15 protein-coding genes are annotated in these 16,756 nt (G+C 69.7%); 6 read left to right on the plus strand and 9 right to left on the minus strand.

From position 1 onward, the window contains the following. Positions 1-43: 43 nt before the first annotated feature. Positions 44-3,361 carry a S8 family peptidase gene (locus ABD260_RS33025; RefSeq protein WP_344240046.1) on the minus strand — a complete coding sequence of 1,106 codons (3,318 nt, stop codon included), beginning with the start codon at positions 3,359-3,361 and terminating at the stop codon, positions 44-46. Between the two features lie 156 nt (positions 3,362-3,517). Beyond that, the gene (locus tag ABD260_RS33030; RefSeq protein WP_344240048.1) at positions 3,518-4,228 is read right to left on the minus strand and encodes a transporter substrate-binding domain-containing protein; all 711 of its coding nucleotides are present in this window, start codon (positions 4,226-4,228) and stop codon (positions 3,518-3,520) included. A gap of 104 nt (positions 4,229-4,332) precedes the next feature. Here ABD260_RS33030 and ABD260_RS33035 point away from each other — a divergent pair, with 104 nt between their 5' ends. Beyond that, on the plus strand, positions 4,333-4,974 hold the full coding sequence (locus ABD260_RS33035) for a phosphotransferase (protein ID WP_344240050.1): 642 nt from the start codon (positions 4,333-4,335) through the stop codon (positions 4,972-4,974). Here ABD260_RS33035 and ABD260_RS33040 read toward each other — a convergent pair. Further along, a complete protein-coding gene (locus ABD260_RS33040; RefSeq protein WP_344240052.1) occupies positions 4,962-5,267 on the minus strand; it encodes a helix-turn-helix domain-containing protein in 306 nt (101 codons plus the stop codon). The two genes, ABD260_RS33035 and ABD260_RS33040, sit on opposite strands and share 13 nt — an antisense overlap. 115 nt (positions 5,268-5,382) lie before the next feature. On the opposite strand from ABD260_RS33040, the gene ABD260_RS33045 reads away from it, so the two are divergent. Then, a complete protein-coding gene (locus ABD260_RS33045) occupies positions 5,383-5,574 on the plus strand; it encodes a cupin domain-containing protein (protein ID WP_344240054.1) in 192 nt (63 codons plus the stop codon). Here ABD260_RS33045 and ABD260_RS33050 read toward each other — a convergent pair. Next, positions 5,571-6,557, minus strand: a complete 987-nt coding sequence (locus tag ABD260_RS33050) for a pirin family protein (RefSeq protein ID WP_344240056.1) — start codon at positions 6,555-6,557, stop codon at positions 5,571-5,573. The genes ABD260_RS33045 and ABD260_RS33050 overlap by 4 nt on opposite strands. A 103-nt stretch (positions 6,558-6,660) precedes the next feature. On the opposite strand from ABD260_RS33050, the gene ABD260_RS33055 reads away from it, so the two are divergent. After that, the gene (locus ABD260_RS33055; RefSeq protein ID WP_344240058.1) at positions 6,661-7,518 is read left to right on the plus strand and encodes a bifunctional methylenetetrahydrofolate dehydrogenase/methenyltetrahydrofolate cyclohydrolase; all 858 of its coding nucleotides are present in this window, start codon (positions 6,661-6,663) and stop codon (positions 7,516-7,518) included. A 40-nt stretch (positions 7,519-7,558) separates the two neighbouring features. Beyond that, positions 7,559-7,837 (plus strand): DUF3017 domain-containing protein, encoded by a 279-nt coding sequence (locus tag ABD260_RS33060; RefSeq protein WP_344240060.1) that lies wholly within the window; start codon positions 7,559-7,561, stop codon positions 7,835-7,837. 57 nt (positions 7,838-7,894) lie between these two features. Here ABD260_RS33060 and purH read toward each other — a convergent pair whose 3' ends face one another. The 3 genes from purH to ABD260_RS33075 are packed head-to-tail and all read right to left on the minus strand — an operon-like array spanning position 7,895 to position 11,338. Then, positions 7,895-9,454, minus strand: coding sequence for a bifunctional phosphoribosylaminoimidazolecarboxamide formyltransferase/IMP cyclohydrolase (purH, locus tag ABD260_RS33065; protein WP_344240062.1), 1,560 nt, complete (start codon positions 9,452-9,454; stop codon positions 7,895-7,897). After that, on the minus strand, positions 9,451-10,077 hold the full coding sequence (gene purN, locus ABD260_RS33070) for a phosphoribosylglycinamide formyltransferase (protein WP_344240063.1): 627 nt from the start codon (positions 10,075-10,077) through the stop codon (positions 9,451-9,453). The genes purH and purN overlap by 4 nt, the downstream gene beginning before the upstream one ends. A gap of 10 nt (positions 10,078-10,087) precedes the next feature. Next, positions 10,088-11,338 carry a cell division protein PerM gene (locus tag ABD260_RS33075; RefSeq protein WP_344240065.1) on the minus strand — a complete coding sequence of 417 codons (1,251 nt, stop codon included), beginning with the start codon at positions 11,336-11,338 and terminating at the stop codon, positions 10,088-10,090. A gap of 189 nt (positions 11,339-11,527) precedes the next feature. Between ABD260_RS33075 and ABD260_RS33080 the strand changes: the two genes are divergently transcribed. Continuing rightward, positions 11,528-12,859 (plus strand): hypothetical protein, encoded by a 1,332-nt coding sequence (locus ABD260_RS33080; RefSeq protein WP_344240067.1) that lies wholly within the window; start codon positions 11,528-11,530, stop codon positions 12,857-12,859. A gap of 48 nt (positions 12,860-12,907) precedes the next feature. On the opposite strand, the gene sucD is transcribed toward ABD260_RS33080, so the two are convergent. Next, entirely contained in the window at positions 12,908-13,798 is an 891-nt protein-coding gene (gene sucD / locus ABD260_RS33085; protein ID WP_344240069.1) for a succinate--CoA ligase subunit alpha, read from the minus strand. A 14-nt stretch (positions 13,799-13,812) separates the two neighbouring features. Then, positions 13,813-14,985, minus strand: a complete 1,173-nt coding sequence (gene sucC / locus ABD260_RS33090; protein ID WP_344240071.1) for an ADP-forming succinate--CoA ligase subunit beta — start codon at positions 14,983-14,985, stop codon at positions 13,813-13,815. A 127-nt stretch (positions 14,986-15,112) separates the two neighbouring features. On the opposite strand from sucC, the gene ABD260_RS33095 reads away from it, so the two are divergent. Next, positions 15,113-16,750 carry a glycoside hydrolase family 13 protein gene (locus ABD260_RS33095; RefSeq protein ID WP_344240073.1) on the plus strand — a complete coding sequence of 546 codons (1,638 nt, stop codon included), beginning with the start codon at positions 15,113-15,115 and terminating at the stop codon, positions 16,748-16,750. The last annotated feature ends 6 nt before the right edge of the window (positions 16,751-16,756 follow it).

Genomic DNA, 16,756 nt, shown 5'->3' on the forward strand with positions numbered 1-16,756 from the left:
GCGCATGGTTACAACGCGACGACCGCTCTCCTGCGTTGCACGGTCAGCGGAGGTAGTACGCGGCAATCACCGTTTGGGTGGTGGTGTTGCCGTCTCCGTCCACCATGTGCGAGCGCAGCGAAATCCTGGCGCCGTCCGGTGTTCGGAAGATCGCCTTGTACTTTCCGTGGCCGACGGGTGCGACCGTGGCGTCGGTCCAGGTCTTGCCGTCGTCGCCCGACACCTCCACCTTCACCTGCTTGAGCAGCGGTACGGTCGCGCCGGGCTGTGCGTCGATCACGACCGGCAGGACCGTGACCGGCTCACGGGCGACCACGTTGTGGCTGTCCACCTTCGGCTGATACCGGATGCCCAGCAGGGGCAACGTCTTCGCGTCCGGCGTCGCCGCCGAGGAGAACGTCCAGCGCAGGTCCGTACGGGTGCTGAACTTGCTGTACGACTGCCGGTTCACCGTCGACTCGAGCGTGTACGCCGACTGCCCCGCCGGCAACCCGGTCGCGTCGATCGACCCGAAGTACGGCGACTCGGCCACGACCTTGCCGTCCCGGATCAGCTTGCTGGACTCGGAATCCGCCGCGCTGGCTCCGCCATGTCCGTCAGCGTCGGTGAACGGGTAGACCGAGATCAGCAGGTCACCGTCCTGCCGGACGGCTGAACGCGGTGTGGCGGTGAAAGCGGCCGCGTTGAACCGTTCCTTGACCGAACGGCCGGCCCGGTACGACCGCTCCGCCGACTCGAGCCGCACGATCGTGTCGGGCAGATTGCCCGGATCGGTGCTCGGCACGATCTCGTCCACCTCGGCCGACCAGGTGATCGGCTTGCTGTCCAGCAACAGCGTCGCGGTCACCGGCGCCTTCGGGTAGCCGATGATCGCCGCCCAGCCGCCGCTCATGCCAGGTCCGCGGCCGTAGATGCCGCGCTCGAACTGCCGGTCGCTCGCGGCGTTGACGGTCTGCCGGATCGTCGCCAGGTCCGCCGGCCGCACCGCCCGGACGAATCCGGTCGGGAAGATGTCACGGAACGCGTTCACCTGACCGACGAGGTACGGCGATTCGCGGAACGACCCGCCCGTGCCGGGTTTCGCCCACTGCGACGCGACGTGCCCGGTGAACTGGCCGGGCGCCGCCGACGGGCCGACCTGCGCGGTGTAGGTGTGATCCAGGTCGAACAACACCACCGACGAGCTGCCCCTGCGCAGACCACTCGGCGACTGCCAGTCGAACCCGACGTCGGCTACCGCAATCTTCGCGCCGGCCTGCGGCACCGTCACCTTGACCGGCTTCGCCACCCGGGCGTCGAACACCAGCGTGGTGTCCTTGCCGAGCCGCACCGACGGTGCGACGAGCGTGTACGTGGCCTGGCTGCCGGCGGCGCCTTCGATGAACTGGTTCGTCTGGACGACGTACTCGTCCTTGACCAGACGAAGCTTCACCGTGCTGCTGCCGTCGCCGACCGTCTGGTGTATGTCCCCGTCGACCGCGGTCACGTCGGCGTCGACGGCGGTGGGGCGGCCGTCCGGGCCGATCGCCTTGAGGGTCAGGTTGTAGCTCTCCTTCTCCTTCTCCACACCGATCGCGGACGTGACGGTGACCGCGTCACCCGTCGCGGTGATCCGGCCGGAGTACAGACCGTCCGGCCCGTCGTGCTTGGTGTTCGAGGTCGCTTGGACGGTCGCGGTGCCGCCAGCCGGTACGGTGACCGTCGCCGCGCTCAGCTTCAGCGCATCGTCCGGCGCGGGCTTGCCGCCCTGGTCAGTCAGCGATGCAGCGAGCTTCAGCGTCACCGCGCGCGTACCCAGGTTGCGGTACGTCAGGGTTTTCGTGACCGGCTTGTCGTCGTTGTGCGGCCACATCGCCGTACCGAAGGAAATGTTGCCGGGTTCGGCGATCACCGACTGTTCGATGCCCTTGGCAACATCTACCCGGCCGGCGCCCTGCTCGAACGCCGACTGGCCGGCGGCCGGTTTGGCCGAGCCCATCAACGCGCCCTTGAGCTCAGCGGCCTTCCAGCCCGGGTGCTCCTGGGCGAGGATCGCGGCTGAGCCGGCCACGTGCGGCGTCGCCATCGACGTGCCGTCCAGGCGCAGGTACTTGTCGCCGACCGGCTCACCGATCACCGAGTCCTTCGCCTTGGCGGCCACGATCGACAAACCCGGTGCGGTGATATCGGGCTTGACCGCGCCGTCGCCTACCCGCGGACCGCGGCTGGAGAAGTCGGCCAGCTGGTCCTGCTTGTCGACAGCACCGACCGTCAGCGCGGCATCGGCGCTACCGGGCGAACCGACGGTACGCTCCCCCGGCCCATCGTTGCCGGCGGCAATCACAAACAGCGTGCCGGTCTTGGCGGTCAGCCGGTTGACTGCCTCTTCGAGCGGATCGACACCCGGGGTGTCGGTCCCGCCGAGGCTCAGGTTGACGACCTTCGCCTTGATCGTGGTGGCGGCCCATTCCATCCCGGCCAGGATCGCGGAGTCTTCGCAACCGCCGCCGTCGTCACAGACCTTGCCGTCGTACAGCCGTGCGCCCGGCGCGACGCCCTTGTACTTGCCGTTGGAGGCGGCCGCCGTACCGGCGATCGTCGACGCGACATGAGTGCCGTGACCGAAGTGGTCGCCGTCCGGCGCGCTGGTGAAGTTCTTCGCCCCCACGACCTGGGCGGCTAGATCCGGGTGGGACTTGTCGATGCCGGTGTCCAGGACCACGACCGGTACGCCCTTGCCGGTGTAACCCGCTTTCCAGGCCGTCGGTGCACCGATCTGCGGGACCGACTGGTCGAGCGTGACGTGCCGCTTGCCGTCGAGCCAGACCTTGGCGAAACCGCCCGCTGGCAGGAACTTGGTCGCGCTCTTCTTGCTGAGCTTCAGCGCCGCGCCGCCGATCACGGGCAGCGTACGGGCGATGGTCGCGCCCGGAATCGCAGCGCGCGTCCGGGCACCCGTCCCGTACGCGACGATCAGCGGGAGGGTGGCAGTCGCCTTGTCGTCGTAGCCGGCCGCGATCAGGCCGGTGACGTCGAAGAGCCGGCGGTCGAGCTTGCCGGAGCTCACGTCGCGGCGGACATCTGACGGTACGACGTACAGGTGGTCCTTCGTCCGGTAGGTGCCGAACGCAAGTTTGGTGCGACCGGCGCCGGGCTGTACGGAGGCGCGGGCCGGGTCACCTCCGTGCAGCGTGACCCGATCGCCGGTGATCAGCGTGACGCTGCGGTCCGGCGCTGCCTTGCCCGGCTTCCGGCCGGTTTGATGGGCGGTGGGTTGGGGTCCGGCTGATGCCTGGCCTGGGGCGGTCAGCCCGAGCCCCAGGGCGGCGATCGAGGCGACGGCGGCTACGCCGAGGCGCCTCGATCGTGGTGTGGCTACCACGATGAGTCCCTCCCGATCGATGTGTCCTCAGCTCCGGCCGGCTACCCGCCAACAGCGCGGAGTAGCCGGCCAGTCACCGATAGATGTCTCGATCAGGACAAAAGGTTGCCGGTACCGGATGCCACGGCAGGTTCCTGCCCGACTACTGTCCGTACATCAGCCCGGCGGTGCGACGGTCGCGTCGGCCTGCCCGGAGGCGGCCAGGGACGCGGCGATGAAGCCGGAGGATTTGAGGTCCTCGATCAGGGCGTGCAGGTACGCGACGGTGTCCGGATGCTTGGACTTCGCGGTGCCGACGGCCTGCTGGATCTGCATGAACCGCTCGTCGATCAGGCGCAGGTCCGGGTGCTCGTCGACGTACCGGGTGATCGGCTGCCGGATGCCCGCGGCGACTTCCAGGTTGCCGGCACGGAACACCTCCACACCCTCGGCGCCGCGGATCACCGTTGCCTGTCGCACCGTGCGGGTCAGGTACAGGTCGTACGCCGAGCCTTGTTTCACCCCGATCCGTACGCCGGGCGCGTCGACGTCCGCGACCGTGGTCAGCGCGGACTCCTGCGGTACGGCGAAGACGCCTTCGATGACCACGTACGGCGCGGTGAAAGCGACTTCCTCCGCACGGGCCGGATCGATCGCCAGGAAGCAGAGGTCTGCTTGGCCGGCGGTCATCGCCTCGAAGGACTTGCGGGCCGCGTCGAAACAGACCAGCTCCAACGGGAGGTCCAGGCGGCGGGCCAGTTCCCGGGCGATGTCGACGGTGACTCCGGCCGGCGCGTCCGGCGTACCCTGCGCGAGGACCGGATTGCCGAGGTTGATGGAGGCCCGCAGGACACCGTCCGGCGCGAGATCGGCTGCAACTGTGGTCATGGCGGCGACCCTATCCACCAGCGCGGCCGGTGCGCCCGGACTGACTGATTCCGTCAGTTCAAAAAGCCGGGGCGCTTGCCTGTCTCGCGTCGTAGGCTGCGGGGATGGATTTGACGGCTCTCCAGCAGCGGTTCGGCGCGTCGGGAGCCGAGGTGGTGCAGGTGGGTTGCTCGGACGCGACCGTCGTGCGGCTGGAGAGGGGGCGCGAGCGGCTGTTCTACAAGCGCGGCTCCGGGGTGGGCAAGGAGGCGGACCGGCTGGCCTGGCTGGCAGGCACCGGTTTTCCGTGCCCGCAGGTCGTTGACCGGGCCAACGACTGGCTGGTGACGACGGAACTGCCGGGGGTGGATGCGTCGCAGCCGTGGCCGGAGCGCGATCGGTCAGCCGTACTCGCGGCGATCGCCGACGGGTTGCGCGCACTCGACGAGCTGACGGACTGCCCGTTCGCCTCACCGTTCCCTGGGACCGGAGACGCAGTGACGCACGGGGACTACGCGGCACCGAACGTGTTCATCGACCCGGAGAACCTTCGGTTCACCGGCGTACTCGACCTCAGCCGGCTCGGTCGTGGCGACCGGTACATCGACCTCGCGCTGATGTACAAGAGCCTCCGCGGCAACCTGAACCCGCAGTACGGCGGACCGCCCGCGGCCCGGCGGTTCGTCGAGCTGTACGGCGCCGATCCCGATGATCCGCGGATCGAGCACTACATCACGCTCGACGACACCGACGACTACTTGCCCTGATACGCCCGCCGGTAGGCGCTCGGCGTCGTACGCACCGCGGCGCGGAACCGGCGGCGCAGGTTGGTTGCCGAGGACAACCCGACTTTCAGCGCGATGGTTTCCACCGACAGGTCGGTTTCCTCAAGCAGGACACGGGTTTTGGCGATACGTTGGGCCAGCAACCACTGCCCCGGCGCGACCCCGAGCTGGTCGTCGAAGCGGCGGGCCAAGGTCCGTGGGGACACGTTGAGCCGCTGCGCGAGGTCCTCGATCGTGAGCGGTTCGGCCAGCCGGTCGTTCGCCCAGTCGAGCACCTGACCGAGCGAATCCGCCGGCCGCTCCGGCTCATCCGCCCGGTACTGGACCTGGCCGCCTTCGCGATGCGGGCATCACCATCCGGCGCGCGATCCGGGCTGCGTACGCGGCGCCGTGATCGTTGCGGACCAGCTGCAGGCACAGGTCGATGCCGGTACCGGAGGAGTTTTCGTCGTGGACGGCGTGTTCAACGACGGCGAACGCGACTACCCGGCCGGTTCGTTCATCCACGCCCCGGCCGGGTCGTCGCACGTACCGCAGTCCGCGACGGGCTGCACGTTGTTCTTGTTCTATCCGGAGGGTTAGTCGGTGCTGCGGAGCTCGGTGGGCGCGCCGTGGACGGCGGGGATGCTGCCGAGCTTGCCGGCCTGGAAGTCCTCGAACGCCTGAATCACCTCGGCGCGCGTGTTCATCACGAACGGCCCGGCCATCGCGACCGGCTCACGGATCGGGCGGCCGCCGAGAACAAGGACCTCCAGGTTCGGCTCCGCTTGCGGCTGGGTCGGGCCGGCCGCCGTACGCACGGTGTCGCCGGGACCGAAGACAGCCAGCTGGCCCTTGCGGATCGGGCGGCGGTCGGCGCCGACCGTACCTTGACCGGCCAGCACATAGACGAGCGCGTTGTACTCCGGCTGCCACGGCAGCACCATCTCCGCGCCCGGGCTGACCGTCGCGTGGACGAGCGTGATCGGACTGTGCGTCGAACCCGGACCGTCATGACCGTCGACCGACCCGGCGATGACGCGGATGAGCGAACCGCCGTCCGCCGTGGACAGCAGCGCGGAATCGCCGCCCCGGATGTCCTGGTAGCGCGGCGGCGCCCACTTGAGCGCCTTCGGCAGGTTCACCCAGAGCTGGATGCCGTGGAACAGGCCGCCACTCGTGACCAGATGCTCCGGCGGTGTCTCGATGTGCAGGAGTCCGCTGCCGGCCGTCATCCATTGCGTGTCGCCGTTGGAGATCACGCCGCCACCACCGTTGGAGTCCTGGTGCTCCATGATCCCGTCGAGCATGTACGTGACGGTCTCGAACCCGCGGTGCGGGTGCCACGGAGTGCCCTTCGGCTCACCCGGCGCGTACTCGACCTCGCCCATCTGGTCCATGTGGATGAACGGGTCGAGGTCGCGGAGCTCGACGCCCGCGAACGCGCGCCGGACCGGAAAGCCTTCGCCCTCGTACCCGCTGGGCGCCGACGTCACCGACCGGACCGCACGCTCGTGCGCGACGGCCGGATCCGGCGTGGTGATGCGGGGCAGGACGGTGATGTCACTGACGGTCACGGCGGGCATGGGGTGCTCCTCGCTGGCTAGTAGTTCAAGAATAAACTATCTGCTGGAACGGAGGCAACACCGGCTGCATTCCCGGCGGCCGGGCGTGGCAGACTCTGGAGTCGTGACGGCGCAGATTCTGGATGGCAAGGCGACGGCGGCGGCGATCAAGGACGAGCTGAAGGTCCGGGTCGCGAAACTGGCCGAGCAGGGCGTGGTGCCCGGGCTCGGCACGATCCTGGTCGGTGACGACCCCGGCAGCCGGGCGTACGTGGCCGGTAAGCACCGGGACTGCGCGGCGGTCGGGATCTCCTCGATCCAGATCGAGCTGCCGGACACCGCGACCCAGGACGAGATCGCCGCGAAGGTCCAGGAGCTGAACGACAACCCGGACTGCACCGGTTTCATCGTCCAGCTGCCGCTGCCCAAGCACGTCGACACGAACACGATCCTCGGCCTGATCGACCCGGCCAAGGACGCCGACGGACTGCACCCGGTCAGCCTCGGCAAGCTGGTCCTCGGGCAGGACGGGCCGCTGCCGTGTACGCCGAAGGGCTGCGTGGAGATCCTGCGCCGGTACGACGTACCGATCGCCGGTGCACATGTCGTCGTGGTCGGGCGCGGGGTGACCGCGGGCCGGCCGATGGGGTTGCTGTTCACCCGGCGGAGCGAGAACGCGACCGTCACCCAGTGCCACACGGGTACGAAGGACCTGGCCGCGGTGGTGCGGACCGGCGACATCGTGATCGCGGCGGCTGGTTCGGCCGGGCTGATCACCGCGGACATGGTGAAGCCAGGCGCCGTACTGCTCGATGTCGGCACCAGCCGCAGCGCCGAGGGCAAGATCGTCGGCGACATCGACCCCGCCGCCCGTGAACAAGCCGCCTGGATCGCCCCCATGCCCGGCGGCATCGGCCCGATGACCCGAGCCATGCTCCTCACCAACGTGGTCGAAGCCGCCGAAGCAGGCCTGACCCGATGAGCAGGCGAATCAGCTCAGCGGATGCGGGTGTGGCGTGCTGATGGCCGGTGAGGTGCAGCGGCCGGCCCGCAGCAGCCAGTGGCCGCTCGCGTTGACGATTCTGGTCGGGCTCGGCGGCCTGGTCGTGCTCTGGTTCTACAACTGGCGCAACGGCGTCCTGATCTTCGCCGGCTCGGTAGCCCTGGCCGGCCTCCTCCGCGCCGCCCTCACCGACACCGCCGCCGGCCTCCTCCGCGTCCGCGGCCGCATGTTCGACACCACCTTCCTCTTCCTCACCGCCGCCGCCATAGCCCTCCTCGGCCTCCTCGTCCCGAACTGACCGCACGCGAAAGGCCCTGGACAACCGCTGTGTCCAGGGCCTTCGTGCTGCTTGGGGTCAGTGGAAGAAGTGGCGGGTGTTGGTGAAGTACATGGTGATGCCGGCTTTGGTGGCGGTTTCGATGGCGGCTTCGTCGCGGATGGAGCCGCCGGGCTGGACTACTGCCTTGACGCCGCCTTCGATCAGGACCTCGAGGCCGTCGGGGAAGGGGAAGAAGGCGTCGGAGGCGGCGACCGAGCCGGGGGCGCGGTCGCCGGCGCGGGTGACGGCCAGGCGGCAGGAGTCGACGCGGTTGACCTGACCCATGCCGACCCCGACCGAGGCGCCGTCGGCGGCCAGCAGGATCGCGTTGGACTTGACCGCGCGGCACGCCTTCCAGGCGAACGCCAGGTCGGCCAGCACCTCGGGTGACGCGGCCTCGCCGGCGGCCAGCGTCCAGTTCGCCGGGTCGTCGCCGTCGGCCTGGAAACGGTCGCGGTGCTGCATCAGCAGCCCACCGCTGATCGCCCGGATCTCGACGGGATCACCGGCGTCGACAGCCGGAGCCACCAGCAGCCGGATGTTCTTCTTCGCCTGCAGGACCCCGGCCGCGCCGTCCTCGAACCCGGGCGCGACCAGCACCTCGGTGAAGATCTCCGCGACCTGCTTCGCCAGCTCCACCGTCACCGGGCGGTTCGTCGCGATCACACCGCCGTACGCGGACACCGGGTCGCACTCGTGCGCGCGCCGGTGCGCCTCGGCGATGTCCTTGCCGACCGCGATCCCGCACGGGTTGGCGTGCTTGATGATCGCCACCGCCGGCTCGCTGAAGTCATAGGCGGTACGCCGGGCCGCGTCCGCGTCGACGTAGTTGTTGTACGACATCTCCTTGCCGTGCAGTTGCTCCGCGGCAGCCAGTCCGCCCCGCCCGTTCAGGTACAGCGCGGCCGGCTGGTGCGGGTTCTCCCCGTACCGCAGGACGGCCGACTTGTCCCACGAAGCACCGATCCACGCCGGGAAGCCGGTGCCTTCGCTCGAGTCGGTGAGCACATTGCCCATCCAGGACGCGACCGCGATGTCGTACTCGGCCGTGTGTACGTACGCCGCCGCCGCCAACTGCTGCCGCTGCTCCAGCGAGAACCCATCCGCTTCGAGCGCGGCGAACAGCGACGGGTACTGCGCCGGCGACGTCAGCACCGCGACGTTCGCGTGGTTCTTCGCGGCGCCGCGCACCATCGACGGACCGCCGATGTCGATCTGCTCGATGCACTCGTCGACCGACGCGCCGGACGCGACCGTCTCGGTGAACGGGTACAGGTTGCTGATCAGCAGGTCGAACGGCTCGACCCGCATCTCCTTCAGCTGCTCGACGTGGTCGGGCTTCCGCAAGTCGGCCAGCAGCCCCGCGTGCACGAGCGGGTGCAGCGTCTTGACCCGCCCGTCCAGGCACTCCGGGAACCCGGTCAGCTCCTCGACCTTCGTCACCGGCACCCCGGCGGCCGCGATCCGGGCGGCGGTGGAGCCGGTCGACACCAGCTGGACGCCGGCCGCGTGCAGCGCGGTCGCGAGCTCCTCCAGACCGGTCTTGTCGTAGACGCTGATCAGCGCGCGGCGGATCGGCCTGCGGTCGGTGCTCACTTCAGTCGAACCTTTCGTCCGGTGATGGTCCAGCCGTCGCGGACCAGCCGGCCGACCCACTCCACCAGCTGGCGGCGTTCGACCTCCTTGATCCGCTCGGTCAGGGTTTCTTCGGTGTCGTCGTCCTCGACCGGGACCACGACCTGGGCGATGATCGGCCCGGTGTCGACGCCGCCGTCCACGAAGAACAGCGTCGCGCCGGCCACCTTCACGCCGTACGCGAGCGCGTCCCGCGGCCCGTGAATCCCGGGGAAGGCCGGCAGCAGCGCGTTGTGGGTGTTGATGTACCGGTCGCCGAACGCGGCCAGGAAGTCGTCCCCGACCAGCTTCAGGAACCCGGCCGAGATGACCAGATCGGGTTTGTGCTCGGCCACCGACGCGGTCAGCGCCTGGTCCCAGCCGGACCGCTCCGGGTACTCCTTGACCTTGTGCACGAAGGTCGGCACGCCGGCCGCCGCGGCCCGGTCCAGCCCGGCGATCCCGTCCCGGTCGGCGCCGACGGCCACCACCTGGGCCCCGTACGCCGGGTCCGCGCAGGCGTCCAGCAGGGCCTGCAGGTTCGACCCGGACCCCGACACGAGCACGACGAGACGTGCAGGACCGGGATCTGCAGCAGAAGTCACGCCCGGAAGCCTATCGCTCGGCGTCGGCTCCGCTGTCAGCCGGTCGGCGGGCAGCCACCACGGCCGCCGTGATCGCGGCACCGATCGCCATCCCCGCGGCCAGCACGCCGGCCGCCGGCAGCGCGTGCGGTACGCCGACCGAAGCCATCCGCCCCGGTCCGGCCGACCCACCGGCGAGCGCCATCAGCGCGAACAAGATCACGCCCGCGAGCAGCGCCGCGATCCCACCGCGCAGCGCGAAGGCGTCCCAGCCGAGCGCGTCCGCGTCCTGCGCGGCCAGCCCACGGCGTACGACGATCAGCCCGGCGACCACGCCCGCGAGCAGGGGGACGACCGCGGTCAGCACCAGCAGGTACGAAGGGGTCGAACCGTCCGCGGGTACGGCGGCGAGGAGCGGAAGCGCCGGCAGGTTCCCGACGTCCACGCCGGTCGGCGCAATCGTCGTACCGCTACCGAGCTGGAAGCCCGGTCCGGCCAGGAACGCGACCACGTACATGATCATGTTCGGCATCAGCATCAGGCAGATCGCGAACAGTACGACCGAGCCGATCACGCCCGCGTCCAGGAGCTCGAGCATCCCGGTGATCCGCGAGAAGTGGATCGCGAGCAGTACGGCGTACACCACCGCGGCGAGTGCGATCACTGTCATCACGGCGGCCAGCGCGGCCGGTACGGCGTCGCGGAGCCCGGTCGGAGTCGCGTCGGCGAGGTCCTCGGCGGCACCGGACTCGACCAGAATGCCCGCGGAGCCCGCCACCAGCGCGAGCGAGAAGGCACCGAGGAACGCTCCCAGCGCCGAGACCTTCAGCGAACCGTCCGCGACGAACAGTGCGACGACAAGGGCGCCGAGGCCGTACACCAGCGCGTACGCCCCGGACAGCGCGAGCAGGTCCTTGGTCCGGTCGGCTGCGCTTGAGCGGGCCGCGGCCTTGCCGCCGCGGTACAGGCACCAGGCGAAGAACAGGCTCAGCCCGAGCGGCGCGATGCTGATCCGGCCGGTACCGATGGTGACGCCGGCCTTGTGCGCGACCAGCCAGGCGGACGCTCCGGCCCGGACCGCGCCGGAGGCACCGCCGAAGGTCGCCCCGAGCCAGCCGATCACCGCGACCGCGGCGCAGGTCAGCAGACCGGTGAGCAGGCAGGCTCCCGCGGAGATCACGGCCGCCACGACCAGCGGTTTGGTCCTGGCGGCGATCTCCGACGCGGGTGCGGCGCTCGATTCACCGTCCCGGGCGTTGGGGCGGCTCAGCATGTCGGTCATCTGACCCCCATGGTCTCCCCGCACCCGGACCCGACTCGTCCTGACACGCCGGATGTGGCACACTTCAGGCCGCCTGTTAGGTCACGACCTAGACGTTCCGTCGCACTGCGTTCGCATCGTGGTGGCTGGGTTGGGGGCGGCATGGGTTCACCCGGTACTGTCGGGTGGAATCAGTCAGGAGGTCGAGCTTTGGCCGGTTCCCACCGTGCATCGCGCGGCGGCGGTCGCGCCGCTGCCCGGGAAGCGCGTCGGCAGCAGACGCGGAAGCGGAACCAGACGATCGCCGCCGGAGTCGCGGTCGTGGTGCTGGTCGGCGGCGGCGGTGTCGCCGCGCTGAACGCGTTCGGCGGCGACAAGGCGTCCGGGCCGAAGGCAGGCAACAGCCCGTCCGACGACAAGCCGTCGCAGTCGAAGGTGCTCGCCGACGACAAGTCGCTGCTGGACGCCGCGGGCGCGAAAACGCTCGGCGCGACCGGCGCCTGGGCGGTCGCCAAGACCGCGGACGGCGACGCCGCGCCGGACAGCTCGTTCATCTGCCAGCCGCAGCGCTACGCCGACCCCTCCGGGCTGCGTACCTGGGTCCGCACCTTCCAGAACCCGACCAGCAAGGAAACCGCGGTCCAGTACGTCGAGGTCTCGAACGACCAGCCGACCGCGGCGAAGACGTACAACGCGGTCGTCCGCTGGCTGAGTCAGTGCTCGACGCCACAGACCCGGCTCTCGGCCGGCTATCTGACCACCGGCGTGGGCCAGACCGGCGTCATCGCGGTCTTCGGGCAGACCCCGGGCGCCAAGACCAAGTACAAGACCGTCGCGGTCACGCTGGTCGGGCAGGCCACGATGGTGGTCGAGCACGACACGGTGGCCGCCGCGCCGCCGCCGCCCAACGCGGTGCTGGCCACCGCGAACACCGCGGCGAAGAAGATCTGCGCCGAGTCCGGCGGCTGCGGCACCGGCGCGCCGGTCGCCAAGCCGGCCCTGCTGCCGAACACGGACAGCCCCGGGTTCATGGCGCCGGTGGATCTGCCGCTGCTGCCCACGATCAACAAGCCGTGGGTGAGCGCGACCGCGAAGGCGGCCGACCAGGGTACCGGCTGCGAGAAGCTCGACTTCAAGAAGGCAAAGGCGACGAAGTACGGCAGCGTCACGTACGTGACGCCCGAGGCGAAGGTGCCGACCGAGTTCGGCCTGGACGACACGGTGGCCAAGTTCGCCACCACGAACGCGGCGGCGGCCTTCGTCAGCCAGAGCCGGAAGAACGTCGACAACTGCGAGAAGAACGTCTCGAACGCGAAGGTCGAGTCGACCGGGACCCTGCAGACCAGCACGATCAAGGGCGAGAGCTGGAAGGCGACGTACGACACCGGGAAGTCGAAGATCGTCTACCGGATCGGCATCGCCGGCTCCGGCGACCGGGCGGTCTACCTGCTGTACCCAGTACTGAAGGACCTGGACCTGACCGACGCCGCCTTCAACGAGACGCTGGCGCGGGCCGTCGACCGGTCCGCAGCGTACAAGTAGAAACGGGACCTGCCCCCTCGTAAAGGGCAGGTCCCGCTCCGGAAGAAACTACTTGGTCAGCTCCTGCATGATGCCGCGCATCAGGTTGGCGGTCTCGGTCGGCGTCTTGCCGACCTTCACACCGGCCGCCTCGAGCGCCTCCTGCTTCGCGGCCGCGGTGCCGGACGAGCCGGAGACGATCGCGCCGGCGTGGCCCATCGTCTTGCCCTCCGGCGCGGTGAAGCCGGCCACGTAGCCGACGACCGGCTTGGTCACGTTCGCCTTGATGAACGCCGCCGCCCGCTCCTCGGCGTCGCCGCCGATCTCGCCGATCATCACGATCGCGTCGGTGTCCGGGTCGTCCTGGAACGCCTGCAGCGCGTCGATGTGGGTGGTGCCGATGATCGGGTCACCGCCGATGCCGATCGCGGTCGAGAAGCCGAAGTCGCGCAGTTCGTACATCATCTGGTACGTCAGCGTGCCGGACTTCGAGACCAGCCCGATCCGGCCCTGGCCGGCGATGTCGGCCGGGATGATGCCGGCGTTCGACGCGCCCGGGGTGATGATGCCGGGGCAGTTCGGGCCGATGATCCGGGTCTTGCCGGACGCCTGCGCGGCGGCGAAGAACGCGGCCGTGTCGTGCACCGGCACGCCCTCGGTGATGACGACGACCAGCGGCATCTCGGCCTCGATCGCCTCCAGCACCGCGTCCTTGGTGAACTTCTCCGGGACGAAGATGACCGACACGTTCGCGCCGGTCTCCTTGATCGCGTCCGCGACCGACCCGAACACGGGTACGGCCTTGCCGTCGAAGTCCTGGCTCTGCCCCGCCTTGCGCGGGTTCACGCCGCCGACGATGTTCGTGCCGGAGGCAAGCATCCGGGTGGTGTGCTTGGTGCCCTCGGAGCCGGTCATGCCCTGGACGATGACCTTGCTGTCCTTGGTCAGGAAGATAGACATTGTTCGGCGATCCCTTACTTCGCTGCCAGCTCGGCGGCGCGCTTGGCGGCGCCGTCCATCGTGTCGACCCGCTCCAGACCGGCGAGGCCCGCCTCGTCGAGAATCCGGCGGCCCTCCTCGGCGTTGTTCCCGTCCAGCCGGACGACCAGCGGCTTGGTGACCGCCTCGCCGCGGCTCGAGAGCAGCTCGAACGCCTGCACGATGCCGTTCGCGACCGCGTCACAGGCGGTGATGCCGCCGAAGACGTTCACGAACACGCTCTGTACCTGCGGGTCCGAGATGATGATCTCCAGCCCGTTCGCCATCACCTCGGCGCTCGCGCCACCACCGATGTCGAGGAAGTTGGCCGGCTTCTGCCCGCCGAACTCTTCACCGGCGTACGCCACAACATCCAGCGTGGACATGACCAGGCCGGCGCCGTTGCCGATGATGCCGACGGAACCGTCGAGCTTCACGTAGTTCAGGCCCTTGGCCTTGGCCGCCGCCTCCAGCGGGTCGGCCGCGGTGACGTCCTCGAACTCGGCGTGGTCCGGGTGCCGGAAGGACGCGTTCTCGTCCAGCGACACCTTGCCGTCCAGCGCCTCGACGTTGCCGTCCTCGAGCTTCACCAGCGGGTTCACCTCGACCAGCGAGGCGTCCTCTTCGATGAACACCTGGTACAGCTTGACGATCTCCGGGACCACCGCGTCGATCACGTCGGCCGGGTACTTGGCCGCGGTCGCGATCTCCCGCGCCTTCGCCTCGTCCACGCCGGTGGCCGGGTCGATCGAGATCTGCGCGACCGCGTCCGGGTTGGTGTGCGCGACCTCCTCGATCTCCATCCCGCCCGCCGCCGAGGCGATGCAGAGGTAGTTCCGGTTCGCCCGGTCGACCAGGAAGGAGAAGTAGTACTCCTCCGCGATCGCCGCGGCCGGAACGATGTTCAGGATCTTGACGACGTGGCCCTTGATGTCCAGCCCGAGGATCTCGCGGGCCTTCTCCTCTGCCTCGTCCGGGCTGCTCGCCAGCTTCACGCCGCCGGCCTTGCCGCGGCCACCGGTCTTGACCTGGGCCTTCACGACCACCCGGCCGCCGATCTTCTCGGCCGCCGCGCGGGCTTCCTCCGGAGTCGTGACAACCGCACCCACGGTCGTCCGCACCCCGTGCTTGGCGAAGACCGTCTTCGCCTGGAATTCCATCAGATCCACGAGTGTGGTCCCTCTCTCGCCTGTACGGATTCCTGACACTAGCCACCCCGCTGCCGCGGGCAACAGCCGGGGTCCTCGCTGAGACGACTGTCACAGCCGCTCCCGGCCCCGTGCGAGGCTTGTCCGCATGACTGATTCTGAGACCAGACCAGCTGCCGACTGGTGGCGTAGCGCGGTCGTTTACCAGGTGTACCCGCGGTCGTTCGCCGACGCGGACGGTGACGGTACCGGCGACCTGAACGGCATCCGCGCCAAGCTGCCGTACCTGGCCGAGCTCGGCGTGGACGCGATCTGGATCAGCCCCTGGTACCCGTCCCCGCTGCTCGACGGCGGGTACGACGTGGCCGACTACCGCGACATCAACCCGGAGTTCGGCACCCTCGCCGACGCCGACGCGCTGATCGCCGAGGCGCACGCGCTCGGGCTGCGGATCCTGATCGACCTGGTCCCGAACCACTGCTCCTGGGAGCACCCGTGGTTCAAGGCCGCGCTGGCCGCCGGAAAGGGCTCGCCGGAGCGCGACCTGTTCTGGTTCCGGGACGGCAAGGACGGGCAGCCGCCGACGAACTGGCCGGCCGCGTTCGGCGGGCCGGCCTGGCAGCAGATCGACGACGGCGACTGGTACCTGCACCTGTTCGACATCTCCCAGCCGGACTGGAACTGGGATCACCCGAAGGTGATCGAGGAATTCGACTCGATCCTGCGGTTCTGGTTCGACCGCGGGGTGGACGGGTTCCGGATCGACGTGGCGGACTCGATGGCAAAGGACGCCGGCCTGCCGGACGTACCGCTCGAAGACGGTCAGCCGACGCGGGAGAAGTACGTCGGGAACCCGTTCTACGACCAGCCAGGCGTCCACACCATCCACCAGCGCTGGCGGGCGATCGCGGACGAGTACGCGGACACGCCCCAAGGCCCGCGGGTGTTCGTCGCCGAGGCGTGGCTCTCACCGGCCGAGCGGCTCGCCCAGTACGTCCGGCCGAACGAACTGCACTCCGCCTTCAACTTCGACGCTCTGCGCGCGGCCTGGGACGCGAAGGAACTGCGCGAGGTCATCGACCACACCACGGAGAACCTGTGGGCGGTCGGCGCGCCGGCCACCTGGGTGCTGAGCAACCACGACACCATCCGGCACCGCACCCGGTTCGGCCGGGACAAGAAGGACGCGCTGGAGGGCGCGGGTGTCGTACCGACCGATCTAGCTCTCGGTCTGCGCCGGGCCCGGGCCGCGGCACTGCTGGAGCTGGCACTGCCGGGCGGCGCGTACGTGTACCAGGGTGACGAGCTCGGTCTGCCCGAGGTCGAGGATCTGCCTGAGGACGTGCTCGACGACCCGACCTGGGAGCGCTCGGGTCACACCGTCCGCGGGCGGGACGGCTGCCGCGTACCCATCCCGTGGTCCGGTTCGGAGCCGCCGTACGGGTTCGGCCCCGGCACCGGTCAGCCGTGGCTGCCCCAGCCCGCGGACTGGTCACCGCTGACTGCCGCGGCGCAGACCGACGACCCGGACAGCCACCTCAACCTGTACAAGGCGGCACTCCGGATTCGCCGCGACCACCCCGCACTCGGCGAGGGCCGGCTGGCCTGGGACCAGGACGCCCCCGAAGGCATCCTGTCCTTCACCCGCGACCCCGGCTTCCAATGCGTCGTGAACCTGAGCGACGCCCCGGTCCCGCTACCACCACACCAGAACATCCTGCTCACCAGCGCCGCCCTGAACGCCGGCGAACTCCCACCCGACACCACCGTGTGGCTCGAGCGCTGACACACA

It is taken from the genome of Kribbella hippodromi (genome assembly GCF_039531045.1).
GTDB classification, from domain to species: domain Bacteria; phylum Actinomycetota; class Actinomycetes; order Propionibacteriales; family Kribbellaceae; genus Kribbella; species Kribbella hippodromi.

Coding starts and splice junctions, on each gene's coding strand:
- ABD260_RS33095 (WP_344240073.1), top strand. CDS start 15,113: ATGACTGATTCTGAGACCAGACCAGCTGCCGACTGGTGGCGTAGCGCG.
- ABD260_RS33035 (WP_344240050.1), top strand. CDS start 4,333: ATGGATTTGACGGCTCTCCAGCAGCGGTTCGGCGCGTCGGGAGCCGAG.
- sucD (WP_344240069.1), bottom strand. CDS start 13,798: ATGTCTATCTTCCTGACCAAGGACAGCAAGGTCATCGTCCAGGGCATG.
- ABD260_RS33030 (WP_344240048.1), bottom strand. CDS start 4,228: ATGACCACAGTTGCAGCCGATCTCGCGCCGGACGGTGTCCTGCGGGCC.
- ABD260_RS33060 (WP_344240060.1), top strand. CDS start 7,559: ATGGCCGGTGAGGTGCAGCGGCCGGCCCGCAGCAGCCAGTGGCCGCTC.
- ABD260_RS33050 (WP_344240056.1), bottom strand. CDS start 6,557: ATGCCCGCCGTGACCGTCAGTGACATCACCGTCCTGCCCCGCATCACC.
- ABD260_RS33075 (WP_344240065.1), bottom strand. CDS start 11,338: ATGACCGACATGCTGAGCCGCCCCAACGCCCGGGACGGTGAATCGAGC.